General features: G+C 39.8%; 16 protein-coding genes. 11 read left to right on the top strand and 5 right to left on the bottom strand.

Annotated features, from left to right (window positions below):
* Nucleotides 1-128 precede the first annotated feature (128 nt).
* From HMPREF9423_RS03845 to HMPREF9423_RS03865, 5 genes are all read left to right on the top strand, one after another.
* Nucleotides 129-263 carry a dTDP-6-deoxy-D-glucose-3,5-epimerase gene (locus HMPREF9423_RS03845; protein ID WP_233419425.1) on the top strand — a complete coding sequence of 45 codons (135 nt, stop codon included), beginning with the start codon at nucleotides 129-131 and terminating at the stop codon, nucleotides 261-263.
* A gap of 177 nt (nucleotides 264-440) precedes the next feature.
* Nucleotides 441-1,016, top strand: coding sequence for a DNA-directed RNA polymerase subunit delta (gene rpoE, locus HMPREF9423_RS03850; RefSeq protein ID WP_006148015.1), 576 nt, complete (start codon nucleotides 441-443; stop codon nucleotides 1,014-1,016).
* Between the two features lie 269 nt (nucleotides 1,017-1,285).
* Nucleotides 1,286-2,893 carry a CTP synthase gene (locus tag HMPREF9423_RS03855; protein WP_006148016.1) on the top strand — a complete coding sequence of 536 codons (1,608 nt, stop codon included), beginning with the start codon at nucleotides 1,286-1,288 and terminating at the stop codon, nucleotides 2,891-2,893.
* 96 nt (nucleotides 2,894-2,989) lie between these two features.
* Nucleotides 2,990-3,943: a class I SAM-dependent methyltransferase gene (locus HMPREF9423_RS03860; protein WP_006148017.1), complete on the top strand. Its 954-nt coding sequence runs from the start codon at nucleotides 2,990-2,992 to the stop codon at nucleotides 3,941-3,943.
* Nucleotides 3,944-3,993: 50 nt separating this feature from the next.
* Nucleotides 3,994-5,184 carry an acetate kinase gene (locus HMPREF9423_RS03865; RefSeq protein ID WP_006155691.1) on the top strand — a complete coding sequence of 397 codons (1,191 nt, stop codon included), beginning with the start codon at nucleotides 3,994-3,996 and terminating at the stop codon, nucleotides 5,182-5,184.
* Between the two features lie 59 nt (nucleotides 5,185-5,243).
* Here HMPREF9423_RS03865 and birA read toward each other — a convergent pair whose 3' ends face one another.
* Nucleotides 5,244-6,179, bottom strand: coding sequence for a bifunctional biotin--[acetyl-CoA-carboxylase] ligase/biotin operon repressor BirA (gene birA / locus HMPREF9423_RS03870; RefSeq protein ID WP_006148019.1), 936 nt, complete (start codon nucleotides 6,177-6,179; stop codon nucleotides 5,244-5,246).
* A 211-nt stretch (nucleotides 6,180-6,390) separates the two neighbouring features.
* Between birA and HMPREF9423_RS03875 the strand changes: the two genes are divergently transcribed.
* A complete protein-coding gene (locus HMPREF9423_RS03875) occupies nucleotides 6,391-7,581 on the top strand; it encodes an O-antigen ligase family protein (protein WP_006148020.1) in 1,191 nt (396 codons plus the stop codon).
* A 42-nt stretch (nucleotides 7,582-7,623) separates the two neighbouring features.
* On the opposite strand, the gene HMPREF9423_RS03880 is transcribed toward HMPREF9423_RS03875, so the two are convergent.
* Complete coding sequence (locus HMPREF9423_RS03880) at nucleotides 7,624-8,172, bottom strand: NADPH-dependent FMN reductase (protein WP_004252139.1); 549 nt, start codon at nucleotides 8,170-8,172, stop codon at nucleotides 7,624-7,626.
* Nucleotides 8,173-8,440: 268 nt separating this feature from the next.
* Here HMPREF9423_RS03880 and HMPREF9423_RS03885 point away from each other — a divergent pair, with 268 nt between their 5' ends.
* From HMPREF9423_RS03885 to HMPREF9423_RS03905, 5 genes are all read left to right on the top strand, one after another.
* Nucleotides 8,441-8,929, top strand: coding sequence for a cell wall elongation regulator TseB-like domain-containing protein (locus HMPREF9423_RS03885; protein WP_006148021.1), 489 nt, complete (start codon nucleotides 8,441-8,443; stop codon nucleotides 8,927-8,929).
* Nucleotides 8,926-10,104: a pyridoxal phosphate-dependent aminotransferase gene (locus HMPREF9423_RS03890; protein WP_006148022.1), complete on the top strand. Its 1,179-nt coding sequence runs from the start codon at nucleotides 8,926-8,928 to the stop codon at nucleotides 10,102-10,104. The genes HMPREF9423_RS03885 and HMPREF9423_RS03890 overlap by 4 nt, the downstream gene beginning before the upstream one ends.
* Before the next feature lie 149 nt (nucleotides 10,105-10,253).
* Nucleotides 10,254-11,597: an asparagine--tRNA ligase gene (gene asnS / locus HMPREF9423_RS03895; RefSeq protein ID WP_006148023.1), complete on the top strand. Its 1,344-nt coding sequence runs from the start codon at nucleotides 10,254-10,256 to the stop codon at nucleotides 11,595-11,597.
* A 224-nt stretch (nucleotides 11,598-11,821) separates the two neighbouring features.
* Complete coding sequence (locus HMPREF9423_RS03900) at nucleotides 11,822-13,021, top strand: MFS transporter (RefSeq protein WP_006148024.1); 1,200 nt, start codon at nucleotides 11,822-11,824, stop codon at nucleotides 13,019-13,021.
* Nucleotides 13,022-13,088: 67 nt separating this feature from the next.
* Entirely contained in the window at nucleotides 13,089-13,856 is a 768-nt protein-coding gene (locus HMPREF9423_RS03905) for an epoxyqueuosine reductase QueH (protein WP_004252154.1), read from the top strand.
* Nucleotides 13,857-13,934: 78 nt separating this feature from the next.
* Here the strand turns inward: HMPREF9423_RS03905 and ntdP are convergent, their stop codons facing one another.
* From ntdP to HMPREF9423_RS03920, 3 genes are all read right to left on the bottom strand, one after another.
* Nucleotides 13,935-14,468, bottom strand: a complete 534-nt coding sequence (gene ntdP / locus HMPREF9423_RS03910) for a nucleoside tri-diphosphate phosphatase (RefSeq protein WP_004252157.1) — start codon at nucleotides 14,466-14,468, stop codon at nucleotides 13,935-13,937.
* Nucleotides 14,469-14,555: 87 nt separating this feature from the next.
* On the bottom strand, nucleotides 14,556-15,332 hold the full coding sequence (gene recX / locus HMPREF9423_RS03915) for a recombination regulator RecX (protein WP_006155693.1): 777 nt from the start codon (nucleotides 15,330-15,332) through the stop codon (nucleotides 14,556-14,558).
* A 10-nt stretch (nucleotides 15,333-15,342) separates the two neighbouring features.
* Entirely contained in the window at nucleotides 15,343-16,119 is a 777-nt protein-coding gene (locus tag HMPREF9423_RS03920) for an aminoglycoside phosphotransferase APH(3') (RefSeq protein ID WP_006148026.1), read from the bottom strand.
* Nucleotides 16,120-16,157 lie beyond the last annotated feature (38 nt).

Here is a 16,157-nt window from a genome sequence, read left to right on the forward strand (position 1 = left end):
ACGACGAAATCGAATTCTAGCGAATTACCGATTTCTGTCCCACTCTCTTTCTTTTGAAAATCATTGACAGAGAGAGGCTTTTCCGCTATTTTAGGGGAATGAAAGAAAAGGAAAGGAAAGGGATTGAGATGAAACGGAGTTACTGGCAGGACCTGAAAGGGGCCTTTTACTTAATCTGGCGCAATAAATGGTCCTTTATCTCTATAGGGATTCTCTTGCAGTTTGTGGCTGGTATTGGGGCTGTGACCTTGTGTCATAAATAAATCAATAGACCTGTGAGTGTATCTCCCAGGTCTTTCAATTAGCTGAAATATTTCACATTAATTTCTTCTAAACCTTTGACTAATAAAGAAAATTATCGTACAATAAAGAGTACGTGATAAAATGAGACCAGAGTTTATATACTCTGGCGTTAGTAGTAAAAAAAGAGGAGAAACGCTTTGGAATTAGAAGTATTTGCTGGGCAAGAAAAAAGTGAACTATCTATGATTGAGGTGGCTCGTGCCATCTTGGAACAACGTGGTCGCGACCACGAGATGCATTTTAGCGATTTGGTCAATGAAATCCAAAACTATCTTGGTACCTCTAATAGCGATATTCGCGAAGCACTACCTTTGTTCTATACAGAGTTGAACTTTGATGGGAGCTTCATCTCTCTTGGAGATAACAAGTGGGGCCTTCGTTCATGGTATGGAGTAGATGAAATTGATGAAGAAATCATTGCTCTTGAAGAAAGTGACGATGAAGAAGTAGCACCTAAAGCTAAGAAAAAACGTGTCAATGCCTTTATGGATGGAGATACGGATGCCATTGATTATGGTGCAGATGATCCAGAGGATGAGGACGCCTACGAAGAAGATCCAGCTCTTTCTTATGATGATGAAAATCCAGACGATGAAAAGAACGAAGTAGAAGCCTACGACGCTGAAATTAACGAAATCGCACCAGATGATCTTGGGGAAGATGTTGATCTCGTTGAAGAAGATGACGAAGATTCTGAGGAAGAAGAAGAATAATACCAAACAACAAGGAAATCTCCTTGTTGTTTTCTTTTCTGCAGTAGAACTATAAATCTAGTAAAGAATGACATTTGACAAATGAGCCAAATTGAGGTAAGATATTGTTCGGGCACCTCTTTTTGAGGTCGGAGCTTCCTAGTTACTAGGGAGCTATTTTTGTTTTTCCAGGAAAATGATCATCCTGGATTGTAGTTATCGGTGAAGATCTTGTTTTCTTAGTCCCCCTCTAGTGAACAAGATCTTGAGCATTTTAGAAAGAGGAATCTATGTCTACGAAATATATTTTTGTAACTGGTAGTGTGGTGTCATCTATTGGGAAAGGGATCGTTGCGGCGAGCCTAGGACGGCTCTTGAAAAATCGTGGTTTGAAGGTAACCATCCAAAAATTTGACCCTTATATCAATATCGATCCAGGAACCATGAGCCCTTACCAGCACGGGGAAGTCTTTGTAACAGATGATGGGGCTGAGACAGATTTGGACTTGGGTCACTATGAACGTTTTATTGATATCAATCTCAATAAATACTCAAACGTGACAACTGGTAAAATCTACAGCGAAGTTCTTCGTAAGGAACGTCGTGGGGAGTACCTCGGTGCAACTGTCCAAGTCATTCCTCATATTACAGATGCCTTGAAAGAAAAAATCAAGCGTGCCGCCCTAACAACTGACTCTGATGTTATTATTACAGAGGTTGGGGGAACAGTCGGCGATATTGAGTCCCTTCCATTCTTAGAGGCGCTTCGTCAGATGAAGTCTGATGTCGGAGCAGAAAATGTCATGTATATCCATACAACCTTGCTTCCTTACCTCAAGGCGGCTGGAGAAATGAAGACCAAGCCGACTCAACACTCTGTCAAAGAATTGCGTGGTTTGGGAATCCAGCCAAATATGTTAGTCATTCGTACAGAAAAACCAGCAGGACAAGGGATTAAAAACAAACTAGCCCAGTTCTGTGATGTGGCACCAGAAGCAGTTATCGAGTCCTTAGACGTAGATCATCTTTACCAAATTCCGCTTAATCTGCAAGCTCAAGGCATGGATCAAATCGTCTGTGACCATTTGAAGATTGATGCACCGGCAGCAGATATGACAGAGTGGTCAGCTATGGTTGATAAGGTTATGAATCTAAAAAAACAAGTCAAAATTGCTCTTGTTGGTAAGTATGTCGAGTTGCAAGATGCCTACATTTCTGTCGTAGAGGCCTTGAAACACTCTGGTTATGCCAATGATACAGAAGTCAAGATTGATTGGGTCAATGCTAACGATGTGACAGCTGATAATGTAGCGGAACTATTAGATGACGCTGATGGAATTATCGTTCCAGGTGGTTTTGGTCAACGTGGGACAGAAGGTAAGATTCAAGCGATTCGCTATGCTCGAGAAAATGATGTACCAATGTTGGGAGTCTGCTTGGGAATGCAATTGACTTGTATCGAGTTTGCCCGTCATGTTTTGGGACTTGAAGGAGCTAATTCAGCAGAGCTTGATCCTGATACAAAATATCCGATCATCGATATCATGCGTGATCAGATTGATGTTGAGGACATGGGGGGAACCCTTCGTTTGGGACTTTATCCTTCTAAGTTGAAACGTGGTTCTAAGGCAGCAGCAGCTTATCATAACAAAGAAGTGGTCCAACGTCGCCACCGCCACCGTTATGAGTTTAACAATGCCTTCCGTGAACAGTTTGAAGGGGCAGGATTTGTCTTCTCAGGTGTTTCACCAGACAATCGCTTGGTCGAAATTGTTGAAATCCCAGAAAACAAATTCTTTGTGGCTTGTCAGTACCATCCAGAACTTTCAAGTCGTCCAAATCGTCCAGAAGAACTTTACACTGCTTTTGTAACAGCAGCTGTTGAAAATAGTAAATAGTAGAATAAACCTTTGAGAGTCATCTCAGAGGTTTTTATTTGTTTTCAGTATTATGAAAATCTGGAAAATCAGCTCTGAATTTGGTAAGATAAGATTATGGATTTTGAAAAAATTGAACAAGCATATACCTATTTACTAGAAAATGTCCAAATCATTCAAAACGATTTGGCGACAAGTTTTTATGATGCCTTGATTGAACAAAATGGGATCTATCTGGATGGTCAGACAAATCTGGAAGATGTCAAGAAAAACAATCAAGCCTTAAAACGTCTGGCACTTCGAAAAGAGGAGTGGTTACGGACCTATCAATTTTTGTTAATGAAGGCAGCTCAAACAGAACCTCTTCAAGCCAATCACCAGTTCACACCGGATGCGATTGGTCACTTGATGATTTTTATCATTGAACAACTTTTCCCTGCTGAAAATGTGAGCTTATTGGAATTGGGATCTGGGATGGGAATTCTGGGAGCTAGTTTCTTAACGTCCATGAACAAAAAGGTAGATTACCTGGGAATAGAACTTGATGACCTCTTGATTGACTTGGCGGCAAGCATGGCGGAAGTAATGGATCTTAAAATGGGCTTTGTCCAAGGAGATGCAGTACGTCCACAAGTATTAAAAGAAAGTGACATCATTGTGAGCGACCTGCCTGTCGGTTACTATCCAGATGATCAGATAGCCTCACGCTATCAAGTAGCGGCTAAGAATGAACATACTTATGCTCATCATTTGTTAATGGAACAATCACTCAAGTATCTCAGAACAGGAGGCTATGCGATTTTTCTAGCTCCAACAGATCTCCTGACAAGTCCTCAGAGTGAACTTTTGAAATCATGGCTGACTGAACAGGCTCAACTAGTGGCTATTGTAGCCTTACCCGAGGATCTCTTCGCCCAAGGAGCTCAGTCTAAGAGCATTTTTGTCCTACAAAAAAGGACAGGAGAAGGAGTTGAACCATTTGTTTATCCACTTACCAGTCTTCGTGACCCTGAAATTTTGATGGAATTTAAGGAAAATTTTCAAAATTGGTGTCAAGGGCATGAAATCTAGTGCAAATTTTGGTATAATAGTTGAAAACGCTTAAAAAGGGGAATAAATTTATGACAAAAACCATTGCAATTAACGCTGGAAGCTCTAGCTTGAAATGGCAACTATATCAAATGCCAGAAGAAAAGGTGCTTGCAAAAGGTTTAATTGAGCGAATCGGATTGAAGGATTCTGTTTCAACAGTTAAGTTTGATGGTCGTTCTGAAGAACAAGTTCTTGATATTGAAAACCATACCTTGGCTGTTAAGATTTTACTTGATGACTTGATTCGTTTTAATATTATTAAAACTTATGATGAAATTACTGGTGTCGGACACCGTGTTGTTGCAGGTGGAGAGTACTTCAAAGAGTCTACAGTTGTTGAAGGTGATGTCTTAGAAAAAATTGAAGAACTAGGACTTCTTGCTCCATTGCACAACCCTGCCAATGCAGCTGGGATTCGTGCCTTCAAAGAATTGTTGCCAGATATTACAAGTGTAGCAGTCTTTGATACATCATTCCACACAACAATGCCAGAGAAGGCATACCGTTATCCATTACCAACTAAGTACTATACAGAAAACAAGGTTCGTAAATATGGAGCACACGGTACAAGTCACCAATATGTTGCTCAAGAAGCAGCAAAACTTTTGGGACGTCCATTAGAAGAGTTGAAGTTGATCACTTGCCATATTGGTAACGGTGCTTCTATCACAGCTGTTAAAGGTGGTCAATCAATCGATACATCAATGGGATTCACTCCACTTGGTGGTGTTATGATGGGAACTCGTACAGGGGATATTGATCCAGCCATCATTCCTTATTTAATGCAATATACAGAGGACTTTAACAAGCCTGAGGACATCAGTCGTATTCTTAATCGTGAGTCAGGATTGCTGGGTGTTTCAGGGAAGTCTAGTGATATGCGTGATGTGATTGCTGCAATGGAAGCAGGGGATCATGATGCTGCTTTGGCATTTGAAATGTATGTTGACCGTATCCAAAAACACATTGGACAATACTTGGCAGTCCTAAACGGGGCAGATGCTATTATCTTTACTGCTGGTGTTGGTGAAAATGCAACTCTTGTGCGTGAGAAAGTTATTTCAGGTATCTCTTGGTTTGGTTGTGATCTAGACCCAGAGAAAAATGTCTTTGGAGTAACTGGAGACATTTCTACAGATGCTGCGACACTTCGTGTACTTGTCATCCCAACGGATGAAGAACTTGTCATTGCGCGTGATGTTGAGCGTTTGAAAAAATAAATGATAAGAAAAACGACCTTTTCGAAAGAGAGGTCGATTTTTTATTTTTAAAAAATAATTCACCATTTAGTGAGCGAAACTTCGCCACTATTGAGCCAAATTTTTTCACCAGTAGCTAATTGGATCTGTAGTTGACCCTGGTCAGAGATATCACAAGCTTTTCCTGAGATGATTTCTTGATCTTTCTTAAAGGAAATATCTTTGCCTAAAACAATTGATTGTTTTTTATAAAGGTAAAGCAGCTCATCGGCCTCAGTTTCGTAGAAACATTTCCAGATTTCTGCAATCAGCTCGTTGCGAGTGATTGGGCTATTTTGAGAGAAGAGACTTCCAGCTTTCCCTTGTAGGTTTTTTGGAAAATCAGCGATAGTAAAGTTGATACCAACACCAATAATAACATCTGTGACAAGGCCCGTTTCGACAGAAGTGATGGCTTCAGTTAGAATACCGGCTATTTTTTTCTGATTTAGGTATAAATCATTTACCCATTTGATATCTAAATCAATTAGACAAAGGTTTTTAACAGCCTTATAAATTGCGGCTGCAGTCAGAAGTGTATAAGCTGGTAGATCTAGATAAGAGAGATTGGGCTTGAGGTGGAGAGACATGTAAATCCCACCTTGTTCTGGAGAATAGTAGGGGCGTTGAAATCGACCACGTCCCATAGTTTGGCCTGTTGATAGGTAGAGTGTATCTTCTTTGGCACCAGCTTCCATGGCCTCCTTGGCATCACTCTGGGTTGATTTGGTGATAGGTTTAAATTGAACTGAGATTGGGCTGTTAGCTTCTATTTCTTGAGGTAAGATTAGGTCACCGTGAAGAAGTTTGTAGCCACGATTTTTGATGCTGTCAATTTCTAAACCTTCCTGCTGGAGGCGTTGGATAGCCTTCCAAACAGAGGTGCGAGAGAGGTTTAATATTTCAGCAATTTTCTCTCCGCTTAAATAATCTGTTTCATGAGCTAAGATTTTGTAAACTTCTTGGTAGGATTTCATACTAGGTCCTTTCTGGAACAACTAGATTTATTGTACCATATTTTTAAAAAAGGATGCGCGCTTTGAGAGATATCTTAGCTCGCTATAAAATTTTACCTAGTTTTAGTCAGGATGACATGGACAAAGTGGTTTTCAAATCATTTGAAAAATGGTAAAATGTTTTAATAGTTTATTTATCTGAGCTTTATAGCGCAGAGAGAAAGGATCTGTTGTGAAATCAATAGGTATCATTGAAAAATTGAAAGGCTTATCCAAGCAAGAGCTAGTCTTACTAGCTGTTATTCTAAGTATTTTCTTGCCTTTTTATATTTTCGTTATTATTCTTATCGCCTACTTAATAGGTCTAATATTTACAGGAGAGATGAAGGGGATATTAAAACGATTGTCCCACCATTCTATCTTACTTTTATTTATCGGCTATAGTGGTGTTATCTCTCTTTTAGCTCAAAATGTGATGGGGATGGTTTCCACTTTAGGAATGTTCCTCTTTGCAATTTTCTTTTATTATTACCAAGCCCATTTAACCCCTAAGTTTTTCAGATTAGTATTGCAATCGGTTATGTCGCTTAGTGTGCTAGCATCAGTTTTTGCAGCTTTAGAGCACTTTCAGATTGTAAAGAAATTTGATTATACTTTCTTATCACCTAAGATGCAGGTCTGGCATCAGAACCGTGCAGAAGTAGCCTTCTTTAATCCTAATTATTATGGGATTATCTGTTGCTTCTGTATTATGATTGGATTTTACCTAATTAGTACGACTCGATTGAGATGGTTGAGAATTTTCTCTCTCATTGCGATCTTTGCAAATTTGTTTGGCTTGAATTTCACCCAAAATAGAACAGCTTTTCCAGCCATTATCTTTGGTGCGATTATTTATCTTTTCACAACCATTAAGAACTGGCGTGCCTTCTGGCTCAGTATCGGAGTCTTTGGTGTTGGTCTAGCCTTTCTCTTCTCGAGCGATTTGGGAGTTCGAATGGGGACGCTCGATTCATCTATGGAAGAACGAGTGTCGATCTGGAATGCAGGTATGACCTTATTCAAACAAAATCCCTTCTGGGGCGAGGGGCCCCTAACTTATATGCATTCCTATCCTCGTATTTTTGCTCCATATCACGAACATGCTCATAGTATATACATTGATACGATATTGAGTTACGGTGTGGTTGGAACGGTATTGTTAGGAATAGCTTCTTCTGGTCCAATTCGAATGTTGATTGATATGAGTCAGGAGCCGAGCAAGCGTCCGATTGTTGGTCTTTATCTTTCATTCTTAACAGTAGTTGCTGTGCATGGAATTTTTGATTTGGCCCTCTTTTGGATTCAATCCTCCTTCATTTTCCTTTTAGTAATGTGTAGTTTACCATTAAAACATAGTATGATTGGAGAATTTGTTGAATAAACAAAAAGATAGTAGAAATGAGATTTTCTACTATCTTTTTTATTATTGAATAGCTTGAAGTAAATCTTTAGCTTGTTGTTTAAGAGAAGTAGTGACGCTATCTTCAAGGACTAATTGACCATCTGCCCAGGCAGAATCATTAACACGGGCTGCGGTAAAATCACCAACAACCTGTGTACGGATAAATGGCAAGAGGTCTTTGTAAATTGCAAAGAGTTGATCGTGTCCTGCATTTGCTACAGATGATACTGTAACAATCTTATCTTGAAGAGCAGATGCTCCACGAGTGTCAGACAAGTCAATTGCGCGTGAAAGCCAGTCAAGTAAGTTTTTCACAGTCCCTGGAATTGAGAAATTGTAGACTGGAGAGAAGATCCAGATAGCATCAGCAGCTTGAACAGCTTCGCGAGCCGCTGTAACAGCTGGAAGTGTAGGAACTTCAAGGTCTTGGCTAAAGAGAGGAATGGCTGAGTAGTCAAGGTAACTTACCTCGGCTTTGCCAGCAAGTGCCTTTTCAGCTTCTAGTGCCATTTGGTGATTGAATGAACCTTCACGAAGTGAACCAACGATAAACAATACTTTTTTAGACATAGGGAGTCTCCTTTAAATTTCAATCTTTTAATCAGAATCACTCTGTTGTTATAATATATGTTACAACACGATAAAATCATTTGCAAGGGATATGCTCAGAAAATAAAATCAATAGAATCTAAGTTTTTGATTAAAAATGAAGACTGTAGAAAAGTCTATAAAAACACGGCTTGAAGTTATGTAATGATATCCTAAATACGTATTGAAAGTCCAGATTCCTCCCCTAACTTCACTTGTAATTCCCTAGGATAGATGGTAAAATAGACGAGTGAAAAAGAGACAGAAAAAAGAAAAAAATTCCCTATTATTTCAGTACATCATTGGTATAACTTTGTTAACTCTAGTCATCACTTCTTCCTTTCTCTACTTGGTATGGCTCAGCATGAAGCCTTATCGAACTGCAAAGGTAGAAGGTGAAAGAATCGCTAAGCAGTATGCAAATCTAGAAACGGTTAGCCAGATTGATATCTTCAATGGTTTAGAAAGCTATTATAGTGTTCTTGGCCAAGATAAGAACCAGAAACCTGTTGCTGTCTTAATAGAGAAAAGTAGCAACAATATTTACGTATATCAACTAGAAAATGGTACTTCTCAAGAAAAAGCAGAAGCAGTTGTCAGAGAAAAAGGAGCAACTGAGATCGACAAGATTACCTTCGGACGGTACGCTGAAAAGCCTGTCTGGGAAATCAAGTCTGGAGGAGACTATTATCTGGTAGATTTTGAATCTGGCGCCTTAGTCGAAAAGGAGAAACAATGAAATTATCCAAACGTGTCTTAGAGATGGAAGAAAGCGTTACTCTGGCTAGTGATGCAAGAGCAAAGAAGTTAAAGGCTGAAGGAAAAGACGTTCTTTTCTTGACTTTAGGTCAGCCTGATTTTCATACTCCTGAAAATATTCAGGATGCTGCGGTTGCAGCCATTCGAGATGGTCGCGCGTCTTTCTATACGGTAGCTTCAGGTTTGCCTGAGTTAAAAGCAGCAGTCAATACCTATTTTGAAAGATATTATGGGTATTCTGTAGCAGCTAACGAGGTGACTTTTGCGACTGGTGCCAAGTTCTCCCTTTATACTTTCTTTATGGCTGTGATTAATCCAGGTGATGAGGTTATCATTCCAACACCATACTGGGTCAGCTATGGGGATCAGGTTAAGATGGCCGAAGGCCTTCCAGTCTTTGTCCAAGCCAAGGAAGACAATCACTTTAAAGTGACTGTGGAGCAATTAGAAGCAGCTCGAACAGATAAGACTAAAGTCTTGGTACTAAACTCACCATCTAATCCGACTGGGATGATCTATTCTCGTGAGGAATTGTTAGCCATTGGAAATTGGGCAGTTAAGCATGATATTCTTATCCTGGCCGATGATATTTATGGACGTTTGGTCTATAACGGGAATGAGTTCGTTCCAATCTCTAGTCTGTCAGAAGCTATTCGCAAACAAACTATTGTCATCAATGGAGTGTCTAAGGCCTACGCTATGACAGGATGGCGTGTTGGTTATGCAGTAGGTGATCCAGAAATTATTGCTGCTATGAGCAAATTGACTGGTCAAACAACTTCAAACCTAACCGCTGTTTCACAATACGCAACAATCGAGGCCTTAACTGGTTCACAAGACTCCGTAGAAACCATGCGTCAGGCTTTCGAGGAACGTCTCAATACCATTTATCCTCTCTTGTGCCAAGTCCCTGGCTTTGAAGTAGTCAAACCGCAAGGAGCTTTCTACCTCTTCCCAAATGTTAAAAAAGCTATGGAGATGAAAGGCTATACAGATGTAACAGCATTTACAACGGCTATTCTTGAGGAAGTTGGTCTGGCCCTGATTACAGGAGCAGGATTTGGAGCACCAGAGAATGTCCGTCTCAGCTATGCGACAGACTTGGAAACTCTTAAAGAAGCCATTCGTCGCTTGCACCAATTTATGGAAAAATAAAACTAAGATCTTCGTCGTCTTGACGGAGATTTTTTTGGATATAACCTGAGATTTTTCTCTGATAGAATCTAGCTATCAGGCATTATTTGTGGTACAATAGTGGGTAATAATGTCTTTAGACAAGTTAAACAAAAAAAGGAAGATAAAACATGACAAAACGTGTAACAATTATCGAAGTAAAAGACTACGTTGGTCAAGAAGTCACTATTGGTGCTTGGGTTGCTAACAAGTCAGGAAAAGGAAAAATTGCCTTCTTGCAATTGCGTGACGGAACCGCCTTCTTCCAAGGTGTGGCTTTCAAACCAAACTTTATCGAGAAATTTGGTGAAGAAGTAGGTCTTGAAAAATTTGATACGATCAAACGTCTAAGCCAAGAAACTTCAGTCTTTGTAACAGGGATTGTTAAAGAAGACGAGCGCTCAAAATTTGGTTATGAGTTGGATATTACAGACATCGAAGTGATCGGTGAATCTCAAGACTACCCAATCACACCAAAAGAACACGGAACTGACTTCTTGATGGACAACCGTCACTTATGGCTCCGCTCTCGTAAGCAAGTAGCGGTTATGCAAATCCGTAACGCGATTATCTATGCGACTTATGAGTTTTTCGACAAGAACGGCTTCATGAAATTTGATAGCCCAATCCTTTCAGGAAATGCTGCAGAAGATTCTACAGAACTTTTCGAAACTGACTACTTTGGAACACCAGCTTACTTGAGCCAATCAGGACAGCTCTATCTTGAAGCAGGTGCTATGGCTCTAGGTCGCGTCTTTGACTTTGGTCCAGTATTCCGTGCAGAGAAATCTAAGACTCGCCGTCACTTGACTGAGTTCTGGATGATGGATGCGGAGTACTCATACTTAACACACGACGAGTCACTTGACTTGCAAGAAGCTTATGTTAAAGCATTGCTTCAAGGAGTTCTAGATCGTGCTCCTCAAGCCTTGGAAACCTTGGAGCGTGATACAGAGCTCTTGAAACGCTATATTGCTGAGCCGTTCAAACGCATTACTTACGATGAAGCCATTGACCTCTTGCAAGAGCATGAGAACGACGAAGATGCTGACTACGAACATCTTGAGCATGGAGATGATTTCGGTTCACCACACGAAACTTGGATTTCAAACCACTTTGGTGTACCAACATTTGTGATCAACTACCCAGCAGCCATCAAGGCCTTCTACATGAAACCAGTTCCTGGAAATCCAGAGCGCGTGCTTTGTGCAGACTTGCTTGCGCCAGAAGGTTACGGAGAAATTATTGGTGGTTCCATGCGTGAGGAAGACTACGATGCCCTTGTCGCTAAGATGGAATCACTTGGAATGGATCTTACAGAGTACGAATTCTACCTTGACCTTCGTAAATATGGTACAGTACCACACGGTGGATTTGGTATCGGTATCGAGCGTATGGTAACCTTCGCAGCAGGTACAAAACACATCCGTGAAGCTATTCCATTCCCACGTATGTTGCACCGTATCAAACCTTAATAACTATAAAAACGCCAGTTGGCGTTTTTATACTCTTCGAAAATCAAATTCAAACTACGTCAGCTTCACCTTGCCGTACTCAAGTACAGCCTGCGGCTAGCTTCCTAGTTTGCTCTTTGATTTTCATTGAGTATTACTTTAAATGAAAGAGGTGGAGAAAATGTAGGCAAATCTCAGTAAGTCTTTTAGAAACAATCATATTACTTATTGAAAGAGAGAAAACAATGTTTAAAAGAACTTACAAACGCAATATTCCACTCCTAGCAGGTCTGGAATTCACATCTTATTTTGGAATTACCAGTTTTTGGATTTTATTCTTCATTCAAAATGGTCTTTCCTTACTTCAAATCGGTCTATTAGAGAGTATCTTTCATGGGACCAGCCTCTTGTGTGAAATCCCATCTGGTATGTTGGCAGATCGATTTAGCTACAAGACCAATCTCTATTTGGCTCGCTTGGCCAGTATTGGATCCTCTATCTTGATTTTGTTTGGTCAGGGAAATTTTTGGATTTATGCGCTTGCCATGATGGTCAGTGCTTGGTCCTATAATTTTGACTCGGGAACCAGCACCGCTTTCTTATATGATTCTGCGGTAGAAGCGGGTCAAAAGGACAGATATCTTCAGATTTCTAGCTTTTTGTCTGGTGTGGCAGAAGTCACCCGAACCCTAGGTACAGTTGTCGCAGGCTTCTTTATTCACGGAGCATTGGCTTTGACCTATCTAATTGCTATTGGATTATCTTTTCTTTCTATAATCTTGATTTATTTTATGAAAGAACCAATGGCCAAGAGAGAGAAAAATGAATCCTTGACCTTTAAAATGATTGTCCAACAAGTTCGTAAAGAATGGCAGGAAAAACCAGTACTTTTTTACTGGATGCTGACTTATCAGCTAATAGGGACACTCATGTGTATGTTTTACTTTTACTATCAACAGAAAATAAGTGACTTATCAGGCTGGCAGGTTTCACTGGTCATGCTGATTGGTAGTGGCTTAAATCTTATAGCAGTTTATGTAGCTAGTCAAATTGGTAAAAAATGGAATAGCAATCTAGTTTTTCCGACTCTTGTTGCACTAACGGGCTTGGCCTTGTTGTTGGTGTTTTCAGGAACCCCCTTTGCTTTTCTTCTTGTATATCTTTTAACCAATACACTTTATGCAGTTTATCAGCCTATCTATTTCAATGACTTACAAGGTTATTTACCTTCCAGTGTAAGAGCAACTATGCTTAGTATCAATTCCATGCTCTTTAGTCTTTCTATGATTGTCATTTTCCCACTGACAGGTTGGTTGATTGATCGTTGGGGCCTTGTAGCTGTCTTTTTAATTCTTGGTCTTATCTTGCTTTTAAGTTATCCTATATTAATAATCGGTCTGACAAGGATGGGCAAGCTATTAAATCAGGACTTAAAAACTGAATAAAGCACGAAACCCTATTTGCCCAAAGAGCCTTCTTGTGATAAAATAACAAGAAGAAAAGGAGAAGAGCATGATTGATGTTGAAGAAATTCTAAGTAAGATGAATCCCAATCAAAAGATCAACTATGACCGTGTCATGCAAAAGATGGTCCAAGTTTGGGAAAAAAATGAAGAAAGACCAACTATTCTCATGCACGTCTGTTGTGCTCCCTGCAGTACCTACACTTTAGAGTACTTGACTAAGTATGCCGATGTGACCATTTATTTTGCTAATTCCAATATCCATCCCAAGGCTGAGTATCACAAGCGTGCTTATGTGACCCAAAAGTTTGTCAGTGATTTTAATGAGAGAACTGGCAACAACGTCCAATACCTAGAAGCACCATACGAACCCAATGAATACCGTAAACTGGTTCGAGGTTTGGAAGAAGAACCGGAAGGTGGGGATCGCTGCAAGGTTTGTTTTGACTATCGTTTGGACAAGACAGCTCAAGTAGCTATGGACTTGGGATTTGACTACTTTGGTTCAGCCCTAACCATCAGCCCTCACAAAAATTCACAAACCATCAATAGTATTGGGATTGATGTACAGAAAATTTACACCACTCACTATCTTCCCAGCGATTTTAAGAAAAATCAAGGCTACAAACGCTCTGTAGAAATGTGTGAAGAGTACGACATTTATCGCCAATGCTACTGTGGCTGTGTCTATGCTGCTCAAGCACAGAATATTGACTTAGTACAGGTCAAGAAGGATGCGACAGCTTTTATGGTAGATAAGGATATAGAAAAAGACTATTCTCACATCAAATTCACTGTTACGAAGTTAGATATTTAAAGGAAAACCTGCCTCAAGGCAGGTTTTTGCTTATAAAAAAAAACGAGGTCAGGATTTTGTTCCTGACCTCTGACAACTTTACCGATTCTTTAGTTCTACGTAGCGTTTGTACCAAATGTTGACATAGGCTTCTGAGAAGGGGCCTCGTTCATTGTTGATCCAATCAACAAGAATCTTAACATGCTCTTTCAAAATATAGTCTAAGTCATCAGGATAATTCATCTTACGCTTATGACGTTCATACTCTTCAACGTCCAAGAGGCGTTTCTCACCATCTGTAAAAACTTTAACATCTAAATCATAGTCGATGTATTTTAAAGCTTCTTCGTCTAGATAGTATGGGCTAGCCATGTTGCAATAGTAGGAAATCCCATTATCACGAATCATGGCAATGATATTAAACCAATATTTTTTGTGAAAGTAAACAATAGCCGGCTCTCGAGTCACCCAACGACGACCGTCACTTTCGGTAACAAGTGTGTGGTCGTTGACGCCGATAATAGCGTTCTCTGTTGTTTTTAGTACCATGGTGTCTCGCCAAGTACGGTGAAGACTCCCATCATGCTTATAACTTTGAATTGTAATAAAGTCGCCTTCTTTTGGAAGTTTCATAACTAACCAACTTTCTACAATTTATAAGTTTATCGTTTACTATTGTATCACATTTTTGTTTAAAGTTCTTAGTTTTTCGTGAAAAAATTAAAGATATTCTCTGAGAGCGCTGGCTATATCCGAAAAATCGTAGCCTTTTCGTGCTAAAACTTGGGTCAAACGCTGCTTGAGTTCGTATCCTTCATACTTACGCGAATATTTTCGATATTGCTTATCCAACTCTTTAAAGATTAGTTCCTGAACAGTTTCCTCTTCTACCTGGCTATCCAGTTGGTCAAAGGCTGTTTTAGCTTCCGAGTAGGAAAACCCTTTGTTGGTAAGATTTTGGATTATCTTGTCTTGTAGAGCACGAGCAGGCAATTTACCCTGATATTTTTTCAGTAGTTTTTCGGCTGTACGCTCTGCGACTTCCATCAGATCAAATTCTTGTAAGACGTCTTGGATAACAGCCTTAGCAACTCCTTTTTGAGAGATTTTTTGAATGAGCATGTAGCTTCCCTTGTCACCAGATAGCTGATTGGAATTTATGATCGCATAAGCATATTGACGGTCATTGATCCAGTTGTCATCTTTGAGGGCTTGGATGACTTGGGGTATGATTTTCTCATCAATCTTATGTTTAATTAAATAGTCTCTGACTTCTTTTTCAGTACGGGCCTTGAAGGATAAGTGGTAGAGCGCCAAGTTTTTTCCGTAGGAAAATTGTGCAAATGTCTGAATTTCTGCAAACTCTTGAGGACTAATTTCCTTATCCTTGGTCAACATAAAGCGAACAATGGTATCCTCTGTAATATAGCAGGTTTGGTCGCTATCAAGTTCTAGCAGATAGAGTCTTTTTTTCTTTTCAAGTTTTGTGATTTTCATGGTATTCCTTTTATCCAAACGCTTCAAAGGCAGCAACGAGTCGAAGTTTATTTACATCGACCTGTTCTCTCCCATAATAGTCAAGAAATAGTTCAGCGTATTTAGGGTCATGTAGGTTATAGTTGAGTGACCAAACTGCCCAAAAGAGATCGATGTGTCGGTCACTGAAATCAGCTAAGACAAGGTCAATAAAGCAAGAGAAGTGGTCAACATCCTTTAGAATAAAATTCGGTAGACAGGCATCCCCGTGAATAAAGGCATCTGTCTTTAAAAGGTACCCTTGTTCTTGGATGAGTTGGAAGGCCTCTTCGCGACTGTTAATCTGGAATTGGGGTAGGAGCGCCTTGGCATAGAACTCCCCTTTTTTATAGTTTTTAAAGGCTCTTTCTTTATAGGCTTGTAAATGATTATCTGATGGAAATTTTTGCGGATAAAAGCTGTGAAGCTTTTTAAGAGCCTCTGCCATGGTACGGCAGATTGTCTCTGGCTGGTCTAAAAAAGCGAGAGCATCATGACCAATAGCCTCTTTAGTCAGGAGGTAGTCTTTATCCGTAGATAGATAGTGGATGACTGGAGTTCCTATTCCCTCTTGTTCAAACAAACTTGCAATTCTAGCTTCTCGCTCTAATCTTCCCTTTTGATCTATTTTCAAATAGTAACCTGAATCAAGATAGAGAACCCTTGCGCCTGAATGAGAAGAGCTGTCAGAAAGAGTTGCTCCCTCTATATAAGTTCGTAATTGTTCAGGAAAATCCAATGGGGAAAAATGAGATATCTTTGTATTCATGGTTTTATTGTAACATATTCTTAAACATTGAGAAACTA

Source organism: Streptococcus infantis ATCC 700779 (genome assembly GCF_000187465.1).
GTDB lineage: Bacteria > Bacillota > Bacilli > Lactobacillales > Streptococcaceae > Streptococcus > Streptococcus infantis.

What these genes read in the sequence shown, in the direction of transcription:
- HMPREF9423_RS03845 (WP_233419425.1), top strand. Translation starts at nt 129, where the DNA reads ATGAAACGGAGTTACTGGCAGGACCTGAAAGGGGCCTTTTACTTAATC.
- asnS (WP_006148023.1), top strand. Translation starts at nt 10,254, where the DNA reads ATGACAAAACGTGTAACAATTATCGAAGTAAAAGACTACGTTGGTCAA.
- HMPREF9423_RS03890 (WP_006148022.1), top strand. Translation starts at nt 8,926, where the DNA reads ATGAAATTATCCAAACGTGTCTTAGAGATGGAAGAAAGCGTTACTCTG.
- HMPREF9423_RS03880 (WP_004252139.1), bottom strand. Translation starts at nt 8,172, where the DNA reads ATGTCTAAAAAAGTATTGTTTATCGTTGGTTCACTTCGTGAAGGTTCA.
- birA (WP_006148019.1), bottom strand. Translation starts at nt 6,179, where the DNA reads ATGAAATCCTACCAAGAAGTTTACAAAATCTTAGCTCATGAAACAGAT.
- HMPREF9423_RS03900 (WP_006148024.1), top strand. Translation starts at nt 11,822, where the DNA reads ATGTTTAAAAGAACTTACAAACGCAATATTCCACTCCTAGCAGGTCTG.
- HMPREF9423_RS03865 (WP_006155691.1), top strand. Translation starts at nt 3,994, where the DNA reads ATGACAAAAACCATTGCAATTAACGCTGGAAGCTCTAGCTTGAAATGG.
- HMPREF9423_RS03905 (WP_004252154.1), top strand. Translation starts at nt 13,089, where the DNA reads ATGATTGATGTTGAAGAAATTCTAAGTAAGATGAATCCCAATCAAAAG.
- HMPREF9423_RS03855 (WP_006148016.1), top strand. Translation starts at nt 1,286, where the DNA reads ATGTCTACGAAATATATTTTTGTAACTGGTAGTGTGGTGTCATCTATT.
- ntdP (WP_004252157.1), bottom strand. Translation starts at nt 14,468, where the DNA reads ATGAAACTTCCAAAAGAAGGCGACTTTATTACAATTCAAAGTTATAAG.
- HMPREF9423_RS03920 (WP_006148026.1), bottom strand. Translation starts at nt 16,119, where the DNA reads ATGAATACAAAGATATCTCATTTTTCCCCATTGGATTTTCCTGAACAA.
- recX (WP_006155693.1), bottom strand. Translation starts at nt 15,332, where the DNA reads ATGAAAATCACAAAACTTGAAAAGAAAAAAAGACTCTATCTGCTAGAA.
- HMPREF9423_RS03860 (WP_006148017.1), top strand. Translation starts at nt 2,990, where the DNA reads ATGGATTTTGAAAAAATTGAACAAGCATATACCTATTTACTAGAAAAT.